The 17,597-nt window shown below is 69.9% G+C and carries 14 protein-coding genes; 12 read left to right on the forward strand and 2 right to left on the reverse strand.

Translation table 11 applies throughout. The features are described from left to right. Positions 1 to 130: 130 nt before the first annotated feature. The 11 genes from ACT4N7_RS07730 to ACT4N7_RS07780 all read left to right on the forward strand — a co-directional run bounded on the left by ACT4N7_RS07730 (position 131) and on the right by ACT4N7_RS07780 (position 14,434). Complete coding sequence (locus tag ACT4N7_RS07730) at positions 131 to 2,836, forward strand: MGH1-like glycoside hydrolase domain-containing protein (protein WP_444827914.1); 2,706 nt, start codon at positions 131 to 133, stop codon at positions 2,834 to 2,836. A 117-nt stretch (positions 2,837 to 2,953) separates the two neighbouring features. Further along, entirely contained in the window at positions 2,954 to 3,769 is an 816-nt protein-coding gene (locus ACT4N7_RS07735) for a basic amino acid ABC transporter substrate-binding protein (protein WP_444827915.1), read from the forward strand. Positions 3,770 to 3,843: 74 nt separating this feature from the next. Further along, entirely contained in the window at positions 3,844 to 4,677 is an 834-nt protein-coding gene (locus ACT4N7_RS07740) for an amino acid ABC transporter permease (RefSeq protein ID WP_444827916.1), read from the forward strand. Beyond that, the gene (locus tag ACT4N7_RS07745; protein WP_444827917.1) at positions 4,674 to 5,429 is read left to right on the forward strand and encodes an amino acid ABC transporter ATP-binding protein; all 756 of its coding nucleotides are present in this window, start codon (positions 4,674 to 4,676) and stop codon (positions 5,427 to 5,429) included. Before ACT4N7_RS07740 ends, ACT4N7_RS07745 begins: the two co-directional genes overlap by 4 nt. 101 nt (positions 5,430 to 5,530) lie before the next feature. Then, the gene (locus tag ACT4N7_RS07750) at positions 5,531 to 6,199 is read left to right on the forward strand and encodes a matrixin family metalloprotease (protein ID WP_444827918.1); all 669 of its coding nucleotides are present in this window, start codon (positions 5,531 to 5,533) and stop codon (positions 6,197 to 6,199) included. A gap of 122 nt (positions 6,200 to 6,321) precedes the next feature. Then, entirely contained in the window at positions 6,322 to 8,547 is a 2,226-nt protein-coding gene (locus ACT4N7_RS07755) for a hypothetical protein (protein ID WP_444827919.1), read from the forward strand. Positions 8,548 to 8,586: 39 nt separating this feature from the next. After that, positions 8,587 to 9,045, forward strand: coding sequence for an SRPBCC family protein (locus tag ACT4N7_RS07760; protein WP_444827920.1), 459 nt, complete (start codon positions 8,587 to 8,589; stop codon positions 9,043 to 9,045). 272 nt (positions 9,046 to 9,317) lie between these two features. Next, positions 9,318 to 10,346: a M36 family metallopeptidase gene (locus tag ACT4N7_RS07765; protein ID WP_444827921.1), complete on the forward strand. Its 1,029-nt coding sequence runs from the start codon at positions 9,318 to 9,320 to the stop codon at positions 10,344 to 10,346. A gap of 61 nt (positions 10,347 to 10,407) precedes the next feature. Continuing rightward, complete coding sequence (locus ACT4N7_RS07770; RefSeq protein WP_444827926.1) at positions 10,408 to 12,210, forward strand: thioredoxin-like domain-containing protein; 1,803 nt, start codon at positions 10,408 to 10,410, stop codon at positions 12,208 to 12,210. Positions 12,211 to 12,280: 70 nt separating this feature from the next. Next, positions 12,281 to 12,574, forward strand: a complete 294-nt coding sequence (locus tag ACT4N7_RS07775; protein WP_444827927.1) for a GroES family chaperonin — start codon at positions 12,281 to 12,283, stop codon at positions 12,572 to 12,574. Between the two features lie 15 nt (positions 12,575 to 12,589). Further along, positions 12,590 to 14,434, forward strand: a complete 1,845-nt coding sequence (locus ACT4N7_RS07780) for a VanW family protein (protein WP_444827922.1) — start codon at positions 12,590 to 12,592, stop codon at positions 14,432 to 14,434. Between the two features lie 52 nt (positions 14,435 to 14,486). On the opposite strand, the gene ACT4N7_RS07785 is transcribed toward ACT4N7_RS07780, so the two are convergent. Beyond that, a complete protein-coding gene (locus ACT4N7_RS07785; RefSeq protein ID WP_444827923.1) occupies positions 14,487 to 14,774 on the reverse strand; it encodes a GlsB/YeaQ/YmgE family stress response membrane protein in 288 nt (95 codons plus the stop codon). Between the two features lie 129 nt (positions 14,775 to 14,903). Between ACT4N7_RS07785 and ACT4N7_RS07790 the strand changes: the two genes are divergently transcribed. Continuing rightward, the gene (locus ACT4N7_RS07790; protein ID WP_444827924.1) at positions 14,904 to 15,728 is read left to right on the forward strand and encodes a DUF1206 domain-containing protein; all 825 of its coding nucleotides are present in this window, start codon (positions 14,904 to 14,906) and stop codon (positions 15,726 to 15,728) included. A gap of 75 nt (positions 15,729 to 15,803) precedes the next feature. Here the strand turns inward: ACT4N7_RS07790 and ACT4N7_RS07795 are convergent, their stop codons facing one another. Next, complete coding sequence (locus ACT4N7_RS07795) at positions 15,804 to 17,588, reverse strand: acyl-CoA dehydrogenase (RefSeq protein ID WP_444827928.1); 1,785 nt, start codon at positions 17,586 to 17,588, stop codon at positions 15,804 to 15,806. Positions 17,589 to 17,597 lie beyond the last annotated feature (9 nt).

Here is a 17,597-nt window from a genome sequence, read left to right on the forward strand (position 1 = left end):
GTCGAACGCCGACGTCATGGTGCCCCCCGAGTGCTCTGGCGCGCGGTCCCCCCGTGACGGATACTAGAACATCGGTCACGCGCTGTGGTCCGTTTTCACCGATCCGCGTGGGTCCACCACACTGGCGCGAGTGAGCGAACTGGAGAGGCTGGCCGAGTCGGCGTCCGCGGAGTCGCCTTGGCGGTTGTGGGGGCCCTACCTGGCGGCGCGGCAGTGGGGGACGGTCCGCGAGGACTACTCCGGCAACGGCGACGCGTGGGGGTATCTGCCGTTCGATCAGGCGCGCTCGCGGGCCTACCGGTGGGGCGAGGACGGGATCGCGGGCATCTGCGACCGGCACGGCTTCCTCAACCTGAGCCTCGGCCTGTGGAACGGCCGCGACGAGATCCTCAAGGAGCGGTACTTCGGCCTGACCAACGCCGAGGGCAACCACGGCGAGGACGTCAAGGAGCACTGGTGGATCACCGACGGCACCCCGACGCACTCGTGGATGCGGGTCCTCTACCGCTACCCGCAGGCCGCGTTCCCCTACGCGCGGCTGCGTGAGCTGGCGGCGCGGGCGGGGCGGGACGCGCGCGAGCCGGAGTTGGCCGACACCGGGGTGCTCGACGGCAACCGGTTCTTCGACGTCGAGGTGACCTACGCGAAGGCGGCGGCGGACGACATGTGCGTCGAGATCGTGGCGACCAACCACGGGCCCGACGCCGCGCCGCTGCATCTGGTGCCGCAGGTGTGGTTCCGCAACACGTGGTCGTGGGGGCGGGACGCGCGCAGGCCCGCGCTGATCGCGTCCAGTGTGGACGGTTGGGCGCGGGTGGTCGCGGAGCACCCGAAGCTGGGCCGCTACACCGTGCACTTCGACGGCGCGCCGTCGCTGTTGGTGACCGACAACGAGACCGACGAGGCGCTGCTGTACGGCCGTTCGGTCAACCCGAGCCGCTACACGAAGTCCGGGATCGGCGACCACGTGGTCGACGGCAAGCCGGACGCCTGCCAGGTGGTGGCGCCGGGGGGCGCCTCGCAGCCGGGCACGAAAGCCGCGGCCTGGTACCACTTCGACTCCGTCGCCCCCGGCGAGTCGGTGACGGTGCGGCTGCGGTTGATCGCGGGCACCGGCCACGGCCGCGCGTTCGGTCGCACGTTCCTCGCCGCGATGTGGGAGCGCAAGGAAGAGGCCGACGCCTTCTACGCCCGGATCGCCCCCGACGCGCCGCCGGAGGAGAAGAAGGTGACGCGGCGGGCGTTCGCCGGTCTGCTGTGGACCAAGCAGTACTACCGGTTCAAGGTGCGGGAATGGCTGGAGGGCGACCCGGCGCACCCGCCCGCGCCGCACGAGCGGCAGCACCCGCACGCGCGCAACGCGCACTGGAAGCACATGGACGTCGCTGACGTGCTGTCGATGCCGGACGAGTGGGAGTACCCGTGGTTCGCCGCGTGGGACCTGGCCTTCCACATGGTGCCGTTCGCGCTGATCGACCCGGCGTTCGCCAAGGAGCAGCTCCTGCTGATGTGCCGCGAGTGGTTGATGCACCCGGACGGCCAACTCCCGGCCTACGAGTGGGAGTTCGGCGACGTCAACCCGCCCGTGCACGCGTGGGCGACGCTGCAGGTCTACCGCGCGGAGAAGGCGGCCACCGGCACCGGCGACCGGGTGTTCCTCGCCCGGGTCTTCCACAAGCTGCTGCTGAACTTCTCCTGGTGGGTCAACCGCAAGGACCCGGAGGGCAGCTACCTGTTCGAAGGCGGCTTCCTCGGGATGGACAACATCGGCCCGGTCAACCGCTCCGCCCCGCTCGCCGACGGCTGGCGGTTCGAGCAGTCCGACGCCACCTCGTGGATGGCGACCTACGCGCTGCACCTCATGCAGATCGCGCTGGAACTGGCCCGCCACGACGAGGCGTACGAGGACGTGGCGACCAAGTTCGTCGAGCACTTCCTGTCCATCGCGCAGGCGTCGACGCACTTCGGGTCGGCGGCGCGGCCGATCTGGGACGAGGAGGACGGCTTCTGCTACGACCTGGTCTCGCGCAGGCTGCCCGGCGGCGGCACGGAGGCGCGGCCGGTGCGGGTGCGGTCGATGGTGGGGCTGATCCCGGTGCTGGCCTCGGCGTCGCTGGAGCCGTGGGTGTTCGCCGAGCTGCCCGGGTTCGCGGGCAGGCTGAACTACCTGCTGCGCCGCCAACCCGGCTTCGGCCAGTTCCTCACCTGGCGCACCGCGGCCAACGGCGACCGCAGCGCCCTGCTCTCCCTGCTCGACGAGCGCAAGCTGCGCCGCGTGCTGAGCCGGATGTTCGACGAGGCGGAGTTCCTGTCCCCGCACGGAATCCGCTCGCTGTCCGCGGCCCACCACGGCGGCCTGGAGGTGGAGATCGCGGGCTCCCCGCACCGCATCGAGTACGAGCCGGGCGAATCGCGCACGCCGATGTTCGGCGGCAACTCGAACTGGCGCGGGCCGATCTGGTTCCCGACGAACGCGCTGCTGGTCGAGGCGTTGTGTGTGCTGGACGAGTTCCACCAGGGCGCGGTGACAGTCGAGCTGCCTACCGGCTCGGGCAACAAGGTGTCCGCGGGCGAGGCGGCCCGCGACCTCGCGCGCAGGCTCGCGGCGCTGTTCCTGCCCGGCCCGGACGGCCGCAGGCCCGCGGACGGCAAGCGGATCGAGGCCACCGATTCGCCGCTGTGGAGCGAGCACGTGACGTTCAGCGAGTACTTCGACGGCGACACCGGGGAAGGGCTCGGCGCCGCCCACCAGACCGGCTGGACGGCGTTGGTCGCGGTCCTGCTGGCGGGCTGGCCCGCGAATATTTCGGTCGAACCGGACTCGCGGCGCACATGACGCGCGCGCAACAAGTCGGCTGCGGGCGTGTGACGAACTGGCTGACACTGCCCATCGGGCGCCGACGGTGGCAGTATGCGTGCACTCGATCTGAACATAGTTACGAGGAGTGACACCGTGCTTCGTCGATCCAAGCTCAAGGTGTTCGCCCTGCTCCCCGCGCTGACCCTCGCGGTCGCCGCTGCGGGCTGCGGGTCGGAGACCACCCCGGCCGGGGGCCAGACCGGCGGAGCGGACGCCCCCGCGCTCATCAAGTCGGGCAAGCTCGTGACCTGCACCGGCCTGCCCTACGAACCGTTCCAGTTCGAAAAGGACGGCAAGGTCATCGGCTTCGACGTCGAGCTGGTCGACCTGGTCGCGAAGAAGCTCAACGTCACCCAGGAGATCGTCGACACTCCGTTCGACGGCATCCAGTCCGGTGTGGACCTCGACTCCGGCAAGTGCGACCTCGCCGCCGCCGGCATGACGATCACCGACACCCGCAAGCAGAACTTCGACTTCTCCGACCCCTACTTCGAGGCCACCCAGGCGCTGGTCGCGAAGAAGAGCGCCGGGGTCACCGACTTCGACAAGCTCAAGGGCAAGAAGCTGGGCGTGCAGAACGGCACCACCGGCATGGAGTACGCGGCGAAGAACGCCCCCGGTGTCGAACTGGTCACCTTCGAGGATCTCGGCCTGCTGCTGACCGCGGTGGAGACCGGCACGGTCGACGCGGCCATCAACGACAACGGCGTGCTGTTCGACTGGATCAAGAAGAAGCCCGACTTCGAGGTCGGCAAGGAGTTCGACACCGGCGAGCAGTACGGCATCGGGGTCAAGAAGGGCAACGCGGCGCTGCTCAAGGTCATCAACGAGACCCTCGCCGCCGCCAAGTCCAGCGGTGACTACGACAAGATCTACGAGAAGTGGTTCGGCAAGAAGCCGACCAAGTAGACGTCCAGGCGGGGTCGGCGCGCGACGCGCCGGCCCCGCCGCATGCGTACCGCCACTTCCTAGGAGCAAGTCGTATGGCAATGACCAAGCGCCAACGGGTGCGCGTGATCCGGGGCGCGCAGTACGCCGTCCTGCTGGGTGTCGTCCTGTTCGTCGCGTTCGCCGCCGACTGGGGGCAGATCCGGCGCGCGTTCTTCGACGTCGAGGTGGCGTCGGGCATGTTCCCCGAGGTCATCACGGTCGCGCTGGTCAACACGCTGATCTACACGGCGTTGGGCTTCGGGTTCGGCCTCGTGCTGGGTGTCGTGCTCGCCCTCATGCGGCTGTCCACCGTCGGCGCCTACCGGTGGCTTGCGGGCGCGTACATCGAGTTCTTCCGCGGGCTGCCCGCGCTGCTGATCATCCTCGCGATCGGCAGCGGCATCCCGCTCGCGTTCCCCGGCACCCAGCTCGACCGGTACATCTCGATCATGATCGCGCTCGGCATCGTCGGCTCGGCGTACATGGCCGAGACCATCCGGGCCGGTATCCAGGCCGTGCCGAAGGGCCAGGTCGAGGCGGCCCGCTCGCTGGGCATGTCGCCTGCCAAGGCGATGATCTGGATCGTCATCCCGCAGGCGTTCAAGATCATCCTGCCGCCGCTGACCAACGAGCTGATCCTGCTCACCAAGGACTCCTCGCTGGTGCTGTTCCTCGGCTCCAGCCAGCTCCAGTACGAACTCACCCAGTTCGGCCGCACCGAGCTGAACCAGTCCCGCAGCCTCACCCCGGTGCTGGTCGCGGGCGTGTGCTACCTGATCATCACGATCCCGCTGTCCTACCTGTCCCGGTACCTGGAGAAGCGCACCGGCGGCAAGAAGATCAGCTCACCGCAGGCGACCGACGTGACCGTGGAGGCGACGAAGTGACCGAGCCCGCGGTTCGGATAACCGGTCTGACCAAGAGTTTCGGCCCCCTCGACGTGCTCAAGGGCATCGACCTGGAGGTGGCATCGGGCGAGGTCATCTGCATCATCGGCCCGTCCGGCTCCGGCAAGTCGACGCTGCTGCGCTGCGTGAACCTGCTGGAGCAGCCCAACGGCGGCACCGTGGTGGTCAACGGCGTCGAGCTGACCGACCCGGACGTCGACATCGACGCCGCCCGCACCCGGATCGGCATGGTGTTCCAGTCGTTCAACCTGTTCGGCCACCTGACCGTGCTGAACAACCTCACCATCGCGCAGCGCAAAGTGCTCGGCCGCGGCAAGGCCGAAGCCGAGCAGGTTGCGCTGGCGAACATGGCGCGCGTCGGGCTGGAGGACAAGGTCAACGCGCTGCCCAGCCAGCTCTCCGGCGGCCAGCAGCAGCGCGTCGCGATCGCCCGGGCGCTGTCGATGGACCCGGAGGTCATGCTGTTCGACGAGCCGACCTCCGCGCTCGACCCGGAGTTGGTCGGCGAGGTGCTCGGGGTGATGCGCAAGCTCGCCGACGAGGGCATGACCATGCTGGTCGTCACGCACGAGATGCAGTTCGCCAAGGAGGTCGCGGACAAAGTCCTGTTCATGGACGGCGGTTACGTCGTCGAGCAGGGCCCGCCCGCGCAGGTGATCGGCGCGCCGCGGGAGGAGCGCACCAAGACGTTCCTGAGCCGCGTACTCGACCCGACCCATCTGAACCCCTAGCCCGGCACTTAAGCCGACGTTGGACAGTTGCGGACACACTGGGGACTGGTCCCACCTCGTCGAAGTAGGTTGCGCGGCGCAGGCAACCTTGAGGAGGGGTCATGAACGACGAGACGACCAACGTGCCACGCGTAAAGAAACGTCGCACAGTGATTGCGCTGGCTGTCGCCGCGGTGGTGGTCGGCGCGAGCCTTGTGCAATTGGCGCCACCGATCGCCCCCGAGGCGCATAGCGCCGTCTTGGGCGTCACGGACGAATGCGCCATCGGCAAGGACAAGAAACTGCGGGATCAGGACTATGACGATGACCAGCTCCCCTGGCGGCGAGCGAAGGGCAAGGAAGTTGTCATCTTCTTCGAGACGAAAGGTCTGACTTCGGAGTATCTGAAACACCACCGCAAGGCCGTCGAGCTCTGGGATGTCAGCCCGTGCATCAAGCCACAGTTGATCAAGGACTGTCCGCGTGACGCCAACTGCGTCACCATCAGCCTCGACGACTCCAAGGGCGGCGACGACGACGGCAACTTCGACGCCAAGGAAAAGAAAGGTTTCACGATCGGTGGCCACATCACGCTGTACACCGAGAATCTGGAAGAGGCAGGCAAGGTTGAAACCCTGAACGTCGTCGTGCACGAAATGGGCCATGCCGTCGGCCTGCGTCACCGCAAGAAAAAGAACGTCCTGATGCATGGGGACACCAACAAGGTCACCAAGCCGGACACGACCGACTATTACAACCTGCTGGTTCTCTATGCGAACCAGAAGAAGTAGGCAGGGTAGCTTCCAGAACGACGCAGGTGTCCGGCGGGGGCGATAGCGCAGGGCGATCGAGAGGGAACGAAGCGTGATCGTCGCGCGTCCAACTCCTGGGTTCCGCACCGGGGAGGCGACACATGGCGGGCATCGCGGGAGACGAGCAGCTCGGCGGCATCCTCGACCCGCATGACCCGACACCGCCCGAGTGGGCGCGGATGCCCGCCGCCGACGTCGTGCGGCGCGGCGTCGAGCCGGACACGGGCGGGGTGCTGCGCCGCCGCAAGCCCGCCGCCGCCCCGGTGCTCACGGTGTCCGACAAGTACCTCGTCGGCCCGCTCGACCTGCGCGCCGTGGAGTTCCCGTACCTGCTGGAGTTCGTCCGCTGCCGGTTCGCGCAGCCGCCCGACCTGCGCCAGGCCAAGCTCGCCGGCGTCGAGTTCCGCGACTGCGCGCTACCGGGTCTCCAGGGCCGGAATCTGCACAGCGACAACGATGTGCTGCTGGTCGCGGGCAGCGTCGTGCACGGCACGGTCGACCTCACCGACGGCGAGATCCACGGATCGCTGGTGCTGCGCAACAGCAAGCTCGTCAGCGCGGGCGGTCCCGCGCTGCACGCCGACCGGCTCCAGCTCGCGGGCGCGCTGCTCGCGGCGAACCTGGTGGCCGAGGGCGAGGTCCGCATCCCCGGCCTGCGCACGGGCGGCAACGTCAACTTCGCGGGCGCGCTGCTGCACAACCCCGGCGGGTTCGCGCTCAACGGCAACGGCGTGCACGTCGGTGGCAATCTGCACCTGACCCCCGATCCGGCCAGCGGCGTGCCGTTTCGCAGCGTCGGCCAGGTGTTCCTGCCCAGTGCCCGGGTCGACAGCGACTTCTCCCTGCGCGGCGCCCACCTGTCGCCGCGTACCGAGCACTCCCGCCCGGCGCCGCCGGACGACCCGTTCTTCGACCCGAACGCCACCCTGGTCGCCGACCGGTCCAAAGTGGACGGAAACGTCAACCTCGACCGCGGGTTCACCAGCACCGGCACGATCCGCATCGTCAACGCCACCATCGGCGGCTCGCTTCGGCTCAGCCACGCCAGAATCGACCTTTCCGGCGGCCAGGAGAAATTCGTCGAGCAGGTCGGCTCCGGCCGGCCGCCGCCCGGCCCGTACCCGGACCGCTCGCTGCACTTCGACGGCACCGAGGTCCGCGGCGGCATCGACGCCCGCGACGCGCGGGTGGCGGGCCAGATCCGGCTCGTGGACGTCAAAGTGCAGGGCAGCGTCCTGCTCGACGGCGCCGTCCTGAGCAACCGGCACGGCGACGCCGTCGAGGGCCGCCGGTTCGCCGTAGGCGGCAACCTCGACGGCCGCGCGGTGCTGGTGTTCGGCTCGGTTCTGTTACCCAGCGCCAGAATCGGCGCGAACCTCGACCTGCGCGGCAGCAGGCTGCTCGCCCCCGGCACCTACCACCGCGACAAGTCGCCCAAGCCATCGCTCGACCTCCGCGTCGCCACGATCGGCCGCGACCTCATCTGCGCCGACGGCGACACGCCGTTCTCCGCGCACGGCGAGATCCGCATGCGCCGCGCGGAAGTGGGCCGGGAGACCAACTTCGACGGCGCCGAACTCGGCAACACCCGCAGCCGGGTGGCGCTCAACGCGTTCGGCGTGCGGACCCAGGAGTTGCGGCTGGCGGTCGGCACACCGCCCAACGGCCGGATCGACCTGCGGCACCTGCACTGCGCGTCGCTGGCCGACAACGACAAGTTCTGGCGCGCGCTCGGCCGCATCGACCTGGAAGACTTCCGTTACAACTCCCTCGCCGACCCGATCGCGCTCGATGACGACGCCCAGATCGGCCAGCGCCTGGTCTGGCTGCGGGAGGGGATGCGCAACGTCTACCGGCCCGGCCCCTACGACCAGTTCGCCGCCATGCTCCGCGCGTGCGGCAACGAGGAACACGCCGCGACCGTGCTGGTCGAGAAGCAGCGCAGGCGCTACCTCGCCCTCGGCGACGGCGCCCGGTTCACCCGGCCGGGCATCCTGGTGTGGAGTTGGCTGCAGCGCTGGATGGTCGGCTACGGCTACCGCCCGACCCGCGCGCTGGCCTGGCTGTTCGCCTGCCTCGTCCTTGGCACGTTGTGGTTCTCGGTCATGCCCACCCCGAACGAGTCCAACACCGACGACCAGTTGGTGTGGAACCCGCTGCTCTACACCCTCGACCTGCTGGTCCCGATCGTCGACTTCGGCCACAAGAACAAGTGGACCGTCGGCGGCGCGTCGCAGTGGATCTCCGCGGCGCTGGTCGCCGTCGGCTGGATCCTGGCCACGACGGTGGCCACGGGCGTCACCCGGATGTTGCGCCGCACCACGTAGCTACTGTTCAGCAGCAGGCACCCAGTGGGAGGAGCGGTCATGACCGAGCCGGACGCACACGCGCAGGTCGAGGTGGAAGCGCCCGCCGATCGGGTCTACACGCTGGTCAGCGACCTGCCAGGACTGGCGGGGCTGGCCGAGGAGTTCGGCGGCGGTAGCTGGCTCGGCGGCGCCGTGGCGGCGCGGGTCGGCGCCCGGTTCCGCGGCGTGAACCGGCGCGGAATCCGCCGCTGGACGACGGTGTCGACGGTGACCGACGCCGGGCCGGGCCGGTTCGCCTTCGAGGTCCGCTCGCTCGGGCTGCCGGTGTCGCGCTGGCAGTACGACATCGAGCCGACCGAGACGGGCTGTCGGGTCACCGAGAGCGCGTGGGACCGCAGGCCCGGCTGGTTCCGGCCGATCACGGTCCTCGCCACCGGGGTGACCGACCGGCCCGCGGAGAACCAGCGCAACATCGAACGCACCCTGGCCAGGCTCAAGCAGGCCGCCGAAGGGTGACCACGCCGGGACCTACCGGTGCTCATCGGCCTCGTGCTAGCCGGGGTGCTGTTCGGGGTTCGCGCCGAGCGACCGCGGCACGTGGGTGCCGGAAGTGGTGTGGGTGCTCGTCGGGCTGCATGTTCCTCTGCCTGTTCGGCGCGGTGCTGGCCCAGTTGTTCCTGGCCCGCGCCCACGATCGCCAACTGACGGCGGCCCACGGAAGGCTTCCGCTGGGCCGGGCCGGGGGTGCACGATGCAGGTCACCCGTTCCCCTGGCCCCTGGAGACCCCATGCGCCGCCGCACTGTCCTCGCCCTGACCGCCGGACTCGCGTTGACCGCGGCGCCAGGTGTCTCCGCCGCGCCCGGCGTGACGACCGGCACCGGGCAGGTGTTCATGGTCAACCCCGTGCAGTCGAGCGGCAACCAGGGACTGGTCGACGCGAAGGACGCGGCGGCGGCGGTGCCCGGGTCGGCGTATGTGACGGTGCCGCTGCGCAACCTCGACGGCTCCGGCACCCTCACCGGCCGCTGGGTCAACGTCCGCGCCGAGACCGGCAACCCCGCCCGATCGGCCGAGGGCCGATTCGTCTATACCCGAAACCAGGACGAGTTCGAGCAGGTCATGGCCTACTTCTGGGTCAACCAGGCGCAGGAGTACCTGCAGTCGCTCGGGTTCGGCGGCGAACTGGGCGCGGTCAACGCGGAGTCGCAGGACGTCCGCACCAACCAGTGGGGCCAGGACAACTCCTACTCGTGGGACAAGCACGACATCATCCGGCTCGGCAAGGGCGGTGTCGACGACGCCGAAGACGCCGAGGTGGTTGTGCACGAGTACGGCCACGCGGTGCACGATGCCCAGGTCCCCGGGTTCGGGTCGGCGCACGAGGCGGGCTCCATCGGCGAAGCCTTCGGCGACTACCTGGCGGTCACCGTCGGACTGGCGGCTGCCGGACAGTACGGCTGGCCGGTGAACGCGCCCGCCGCGTGCGTCGCCGACTGGGACGCGGTCAGTTACACCAGCGCCACGCCGCACTGCCTGCGCCGCGTCGACAGCAACCTGGTCTACGCCGATCGCACCGGTACCAGCGTCCACCGCGACGGCATGATCTGGTCGCGCGCGCTCTGGGACATCCGCGGTGCGCTCGGCCCCACGGTGGCCGACCGGATCATCGTCAACGCCCAGTTCGCCTTCGCCCCGGACACCTCGTTCACCGCCGCCGCGCTGGCGACGGTCGACACCGCGCGGGCCATGTACGGCACGTCGGCGGCGAACACGGTCCGCGCCGCCTTCGCCGCGCGCGGCATCCCCGGACTCTGACGGAACACACTCCCGGCGCGCGGTGTTCACTTCGCACGTGACTTCTCTGATCCGGGGCCGGGTGCGCGCGGCCGAGCTGGTCGGCCGCGGCTGGCTGAACACCGGGGGCAAGGACCTGCACCTCGGCGACTTTCGCGGCAAGGTGCTGCTGCTCGACTTCTGGACGTTCTGCTGCATCAACTGCCTGCACGTCCTCGACGAGCTGCGTCCCATCGAGCGCGAGTTCGCCGACGTGCTGGTCACGGTCGGGGTGCATTCGCCGAAGTTCGTGCACGAGGCCGACGCCGACGCGCTCGCCGCCGCGGTGGAGCGCTACGACGTGCGCCACCCCGTGCTGGACGACCCCGAGCTGACTACCTGGCAGGCGTACGCGGTAAAGGCGTGGCCGACGCTCGTCGTGGTCGATCCGCTGGGCTACGTGGTGCACATCGCCGCTGGTGAGGGGCATGCGGAGGCGTTGCGCCGGGTGCTTCGGGAGGTGATCGCCGAGCACGAGGCCAAGGGGACCCTGCACCGCGGCGACGGCCCGTACGTGCCGCCCCCGGCGCCTGCGACCGTGTTGCGGTTTCCCGCCAAGGCCGTCCCGACCGGCCGGGGCACCCTGTTCGTCGCCGACACCGCGCACCACCGCGTGGTCGAACTCGACGGCGACACCGTGCTGCGCGCCTACGGCATCGGCGAGCGCGGCCACACCGACGGCGTCGCGGCCCGGTTCGCCGAGCCGTCCGGGATCGCGGTGCTGCCCGCGCACATCGCCGAGCGGGTCGGGTACGACCTGGTTGTCGCCGACACGGTCAACCACCTGCTGCGCGGCATCGACACCGGCACCGGCGAGGTCACCACGATCGCGGGCACGGGCGCCCAGTGGCGCGACGGCGAGACCGACGGGCCCGCGCTCAAGATCGACCTGAGCTCGCCGTGGGACGTGGCCTGGTGGGAACCCGCGGGCGGCGTGGTGATCGCCATGGCGGGCAACCACACGCTCGGGCTGTTCGACCCGGTGCGCGGCGAGGTCGGCCGGTTCGCGGGGACGACCGTCGAGGGCCTGCACGATGGCCCCGCCGCCGAGGCGTTCTTCGCGCAGACCTCTGGCCTCGCCGCCGCGCCCGACCGGCTCTGGCTCGCCGACTCGGAGACCTCGGCGCTGCGCTGGGTCGAGCCCGGCCCGGACGGGTTCGTCGTGTACACCGCGATCGGCCGCGGCCTGTTCGACTTCGGCCACCGCGACGGCCCCGCCGACCAGGCCCTGTTGCAGCACCCGCTGGGCGTGACCGTCCTGGCCGACGGCGCCGTGGCGATCGCCGATACCTACAACGGCGCCATCCGCCGCTACGACCCGGCGACCGGCCAGGTCAGCACCTTGGCGACCGGCCTGGCCGAGCCGTCCGGCGCCGCCCTGCTCGACGGCGACCTCGTGGTCGTCGCGTCCGCGGCACACAAGCTGGAGCGCCCGGTGGCCGCCGCCCACCTCGTCGCGGGCGAGGCGCACCAGGTGCGCCGCCCGCCGTCCGACATCGCGGCGGGCGAGCTGGATCTGGCCGTGGTGTTCACTCCGCCGCCGGGCCAGAAGCTCGACCAGCGCTGGGGCCCGTCCACCCGGCTGGAGGTCACCTCGTCGCCGCCGGAGCTGCTGGCCGATGGCGCGGGCGTGGGCACCGACCTGACCCGGCGGCTGGTTGTCGCGGAGGGTTTCACCGAGGGCGTGTTGCACGTCGTGGCGCAGGCGGCAAGCTGCGATGATGACGGCGCCGAACACGGTGCGTGTCATCTGACTCGACAGGACTGGGGCGTTCCGGTCCGCGTCACCGAATCGGGGATGCGCCGGTTGCCGCTGGTGATGGGCGGCCTCGACCCCGACCAATAGCACGGCTGCACCAGCCGCGCGAGCCGACAGATACCATGCGCCGGTGCCGGAACTGAAACTCGAAATCCAGATGCTGCACGATCGGTTGCTCGTACAGCTCACGCCCGAGGAAGGTGAACGGCGCAGCACCGGCGGCATCGTCATTCCGGCGACCGCGCAGATGGCCAAGCGGCTCGCCTGGGGAGATGTGCTCGGCGTGGGCACCACCGTGCGCACCGTCAAGGTCTCCGACCGGGTGCTGTTCAACCCCGAGGACCAACTCGAAGCCGAGGTCCAGGGACAGACCTACCTGGTGATGCGCGAGCGCGACGTGCACGCCATCGCCAGTGAGCGCACCGAGCATGGGACCGGGTTGTATCTGTAAGGGAAAGGTGTAGTCGTGCCGGACGACCACAACTGGCCGAAGTCGCACGCGGAGCAGACCGATCTGCTGCCCTCGGTGCGCTCGGCCGCTGGCTCGCCGTGGGACGCCGCGACGGAGAAGATCGTGGCGCCGCGGCCCGTGCCCGAGCCGGACCAGGCCAAGGGCCGCAACCTGCGCAAACCCGCGATCATCGCGGGCGGGATCGTCGGCGCCCTCGCCCTGCTCTACGGCATCGACCTCGCGCTCAGCAGCGGCGAGGTGCCGCGCGGGGTCACGGTGGCGGGCGTCGAAGTCGGCGGACTCTCGCGCGCGGAGGCCGAGAGCACGCTGCGCGAGCGGATCGAACCGCGGCTGACCCAGCCCGTCGCGGTGCGCGTCGGCAGCGTGGACGAGCAGCTCGACCCGGCGAAGTCCGGCCTGACGCTCGACTGGAACGCCACCCTGGACCTCGCGGGCGACCAGCCGCTCAACCCGATCACCCGGATCAGCTCGCTGTTCAGCACCCGCGAAGTCGGCTTCGTCACCGGCACCGACAACGCCGCCCTGCTCGCCGCGGTCGAGCAGCTCAAGACCAAGACCACGCGCGCGCCCGCCGAGGGCACGATCCGCTTCGACGGCGTCACGCCGGTCGCGGTCGAGCCGGTGCCCGGCCAGGAGTTGGACGCCGACAAGGCCCGCGACGTCATCGTCGCGGGCTGGGTCGGCGACACGGCCCTGGACCTGCCGGTGACCACCACCCAGGTGAAGACCACCGCCGAGGGCGTCCGCGCGGCGTTCGACCAGATCGCCAAGCCCGCGGTGTCCGGGCCGGTGGTGGTCAAGGGCGAGGGCAAGGACGCCGCCATCGAGCCCGCGGTGATCGCCACCGCGCTCACCTTCGAGCCCGCCGACGGCGGCGGGCTGAACCCGATGCTCGACCAGGTGAAGATCATCGAGGCGGTGCAGCCGCAGCTCCTGTCCACCGAGAAGGAGGGCAAGGACGCCCAGGTGGTGTTCGAGGGCGGCGCGCCGACGGTCACCCCGTCGGTCGACGGCCTCGGCGTCAAGTACGACACCGCGTTCGTGACCCTGCTCGACGTGCTGCGCAAGACCGAGGGCCGCGAGATCAAGGTCGAGTACACCAAGAAGCCCGCCAAGGTGACCACCGAGCAGGCCAACCAGCTCGGCATCAAGGAGGTCATCGGCGAGTTCACCACCAAGGGCTTCGCCGCCGACTCCGGCGTCAACATCAAGGTGGTCGCGCAGAAGGTCAACGGCGCCATCGTCAAGCCGGGCGAGACGTTCAGCCTCAACGGGTTCACCGGCCCGCGCACCGCCGCCCAGGGCTACGTCGAGGCGGGTGTGATCAAGGAGGGCGCCCCCGGGCGCGAGGTCGGCGGCGGTATCTCCCAGTTCGCCACCACCCTCTACAACGCCTCGTACTTCGCCGCGCTCAAGGACGCCGGGCACAAGGAGCACAGCTACTACATCAGCCGCTACCCGGCCGCGCGCGAGGCCACCGTGTTCCAGAACCCCAGCGGCGGCAGCGTCATCGACCTCAAGTTCACCAACGACTCGCAGACCGGCGTCGCGATCCAGACGATCTGGACGCCGTCGTCGATCACGGTGAAGATCTGGGGCACCAAGCGCTACGTGGTCGAGTCGGTTCCCGGCGGTCGCTCGGCGGAGACGATGCCGCAGGAGAAGGCGGGCCCCGCCGAGAACTGCAAGCCGAGCAACGGCGCGCCCGGCTTCACCACCTCCGACACCCGCGTGATCAAGGACGCGGGCAGCGGCCGCGAAGTCCGCCGCGACACCCGGACCGTCCGCTACAACCCGCAGCCGAAGATCATCTGCGGAGCGCCCCCGCCACCCGCCTGACCAGCACATACGACGGGCCCCGCACGCGTGTGCGGGGCCCGTCGTTCATGTTCTAGTGCCGTGCGGCCTGGCCGCCCTTCATCTTGGTCCAGACGCCTGCCACCAGAGTCACCGCGACGACCGCGACGATCACCTGCAGGACGATCTCCAGGACGTCGATCCCGCTCGTCGTGTCCCAGCCGAACGGCTTGGCGAGCAGTGTGCCGACGAAGGCCGCCGCGATGCCGGTCAGGATGGTGAGCCACCACGGGATCTTCTGGTCGCCCGGCGCGATCGCCCGGCCGACGACGCCGAGAATGGCGCCGACGATGATGGCGCTGAAAATGCCTCCGATACCCATGCCAGCTCCCCGATTCGTGTCTGTCGAACTGCTTCCCGCCAAGCGTCGCACCGCAGGTTTGATCGCGCCCGTCCAGGGACACCTTCCGGGATAGCGGTTTCACTCGAATGGGACCCTTTCGGAGGCGGGATGACCAGCGCAGTAGGTGCCGCCGGGCGGCGCGCGCAGAACCACGACGCGGTGAAGGTCCTCGGCCGCGCGGGCATGGTGTGTTTCGGCGCGGTGTACATCATCGTGGCGTACCTGGCTGTTCGGATCGCCATAGGCAGCGACTCCCAGGAAGCCGACCAGACCGGCGCGCTCGCCGAGATCGCCACGACGACGTTCGGCGTGGCCGTGCTGTGGGTGCTCGGCGTCGGCCTCTTCGCGTTCGGCCTGTGGCAACTCCTGATGGCCGCGGTCAGCTACCGGTGGGTCGACAAGACCTACAAACGCACCCTCAAGCGGGCAAGCGCGGCGGTGCGCGGGGTCGTCGGCATCTCGCTGGGCATCGCCTCGGTCCGTATCGCGGCGGGCGCGGGCGGCGGGAGCGGCGGCGACCAGAACCAGCAGGAGCTGACCGCGCGGGTGATGGCGCTGCCCGCGGGCCGGGTCGTCGTCGGGCTGGTGGCGCTGGCCGTGATCGGTGTCGGCGTCGCGAGCATCTCCTCCGGCGTGCGCAAGTCGTTCATGAAGGACCTGGACAGCTCGGACCTGCCGTCGGGCTCGCGGACACTGGTCGAGCGACTCGGCATGATCGGCCACATCGCCAAGGGCGTCGGCATCGGCATCATCGGCGGCCTGCTCGGCACCGCCGCCCTCGACGCCGACCCCGGCGAGGCGGGCGGCCTCGACCTGGCGCTGCGCACCCTCGCCGACCGGCCGTTCGGCTCGATCCTGCTGGTCGCCGTCGCGCTCGGGTTCGCCGCCTTCGGCGCCTACTGCTTCGCCGCGGCCCGCGCCCACCGCACCTGAGAAAGGAAACAGCGGCGGTCTCCCGGGGTGAACCGGGGACCGCCGCCGTCCGCGCCGCAGGGTAGCGCTGGTTTCCTAGAACGCCGCTTCGTCGACGTCCATCAGGTCGTTGTCGGCCGACTCGACGATCTTGCGGCCCGCCGACAGCTCGGGCAGCACGTTCTTGGCGAAGAACGACGCCACCGCGATCTTGCCCTCGTAGAACCCCTTGTCCTTGCCCGCCGTGCCCGCGTCAAGCCTGGCGATGGCGACCTCAGCCTGGCGCTGTAGCAGCCAGCCCACCAGCAGGTCACCGGTCGCCATGAGCAGGCGCACGCTGTGCTGGCCGACCTTGTACAGGCTGCGCTGGTCTTCCTGGGCGGCGGTGAGGTACTGGATGAGCGCGCCGAGCATGCCCTGCACGTCCTCCAGGGCCTGCTTGAGCAGCTCGCGCTCCTGCTTGAGTCGCCCGTTGCCGCCCTCGGACTCGATGAACCCGGTGATCTCGCCCGCGATGAACGCCAACCCCTGACCCTTGTCGCGGACGATCTTGCGGAAGAAGAAGTCCAGCGACTGGATCGCCGTGGTGCCCTCGTACAGCGAGTCGATCTTGGAGTCGCGGATGTACTGCTCGATCGGGTAGTCCTGCAGGAACCCGGAGCCGCCCAGCGTCTGCAGCGACTGCACGAGCTGCTCGGTGGCCCGCTCGGAGCCCACGCCCTTGACGATCGGCAGCAGCAGGTCGTTCACCCGCTCGGCCAGCTTGACGTCCTCCTCGCCGCCCTCCTGGGTCCACACCTGGTCCTGGAAGGAGGCGTTGTAGAGGTACACCGCGCGCAGTCCCTCGGTGTACGCCTTCTGCAGCATCAGGCTGCGCCGCACGTCCGGGTGGTGGGTGATGGTGACCCGGGGGGCGGCCTTGTCCAGCATGTTCGTCATGTCGGCGCCCTGCACCCGCTCCTTGGCGTAGGCCAGCGCGTTCAGGTAGCCGGTGGACAGCGTGGCGATCGCCTTGGTGCCGACCATCATCCGGGCGTACTCGATGACCTGGAACATCTGCGCGATGCCGTTGTGCACCTCGCCGAGCAGCCAGCCCTTGGCCGGGACGCCGTGCTGGCCGAAGGTCAGCTCGCACGTGGTGGACGCCTTGAGGCCCATCTTGTGCTCGACGTTGGTGACGAAGGCGCCGTTGCGCTCGCCGAGGTCGCCGGTCTCGGTGTCGAAGTGGAACTTGGGCACCAGGAACAGACTCAGGCCCTTGGTGCCAGGGCCGTGGCCCTCAGGGCGGGCGAGCACCATGTGCATGATGTTCTCGGTCAGATCCTGGTCGCCCGAGGTGATGAACCGCTTCACGCCGTCGAGGTGCCAGGAGCCGTCCGGCTGCCGGACAGCCTTGGCGCGCCCGGCACCCACGTCCGAACCGGCGTCCGGCTCGGTCAGCACCATGGTCGCGCCCCAGCCGCGGTCGATCATGAGCCGGGCCCAGCGCTGCTGCTCCTCGGTGCCGTTGCGGTGCACCACCATGCCGAAGTTCGGGCCTGCCAGGTACATGAACAGCGCGGGGTTCGCGCCGAGGATCAGTTCGGCCGCGGCCCACTGCACGGTCGGCGGGAGGCCGAAGCCGCCGAGTTCGTTGGTGAGGCCGAGACGGCCCCACTCGCCCTCCCACAGCGCCCGGTAGGACTTCTTGAACGCCTCGGGGAGGGTCGCGCTGAACGTCTTGGGGTCGTAGACCGGTGGGACGCGGTCGGATTCGACGAAGGACTCCGCCAGCGGGCCGACCGCCAACTTGTTCAGCTCGGCGAGGACACCGCGCCCGGTGTCCTCGTCACACTCGGCCACGCCCCCCATGCCCACTCGATCCTCGTCGTTGTAAAACACGAACCAGTT

The organism is Actinokineospora sp., assembly GCF_052390155.1.
Lineage (GTDB): Bacteria > Actinomycetota > Actinomycetes > Mycobacteriales > Pseudonocardiaceae > Actinokineospora.

Excerpts from the sequence above, each read along its gene's own strand:
- ACT4N7_RS07755 (WP_444827919.1), top strand. The coding sequence starts at position 6,322 with ATGGCGGGCATCGCGGGAGACGAGCAGCTCGGCGGCATCCTCGACCCG.
- ACT4N7_RS07785 (WP_444827923.1), bottom strand. The coding sequence starts at position 14,774 with ATGGGTATCGGAGGCATTTTCAGCGCCATCATCGTCGGCGCCATTCTC.
- ACT4N7_RS07760 (WP_444827920.1), top strand. The coding sequence starts at position 8,587 with ATGACCGAGCCGGACGCACACGCGCAGGTCGAGGTGGAAGCGCCCGCC.
- ACT4N7_RS07750 (WP_444827918.1), top strand. The coding sequence starts at position 5,531 with ATGAACGACGAGACGACCAACGTGCCACGCGTAAAGAAACGTCGCACA.
- ACT4N7_RS07775 (WP_444827927.1), top strand. The coding sequence starts at position 12,281 with ATGCTGCACGATCGGTTGCTCGTACAGCTCACGCCCGAGGAAGGTGAA.
- ACT4N7_RS07740 (WP_444827916.1), top strand. The coding sequence starts at position 3,844 with ATGGCAATGACCAAGCGCCAACGGGTGCGCGTGATCCGGGGCGCGCAG.
- ACT4N7_RS07765 (WP_444827921.1), top strand. The coding sequence starts at position 9,318 with ATGCGCCGCCGCACTGTCCTCGCCCTGACCGCCGGACTCGCGTTGACC.
- ACT4N7_RS07790 (WP_444827924.1), top strand. The coding sequence starts at position 14,904 with ATGACCAGCGCAGTAGGTGCCGCCGGGCGGCGCGCGCAGAACCACGAC.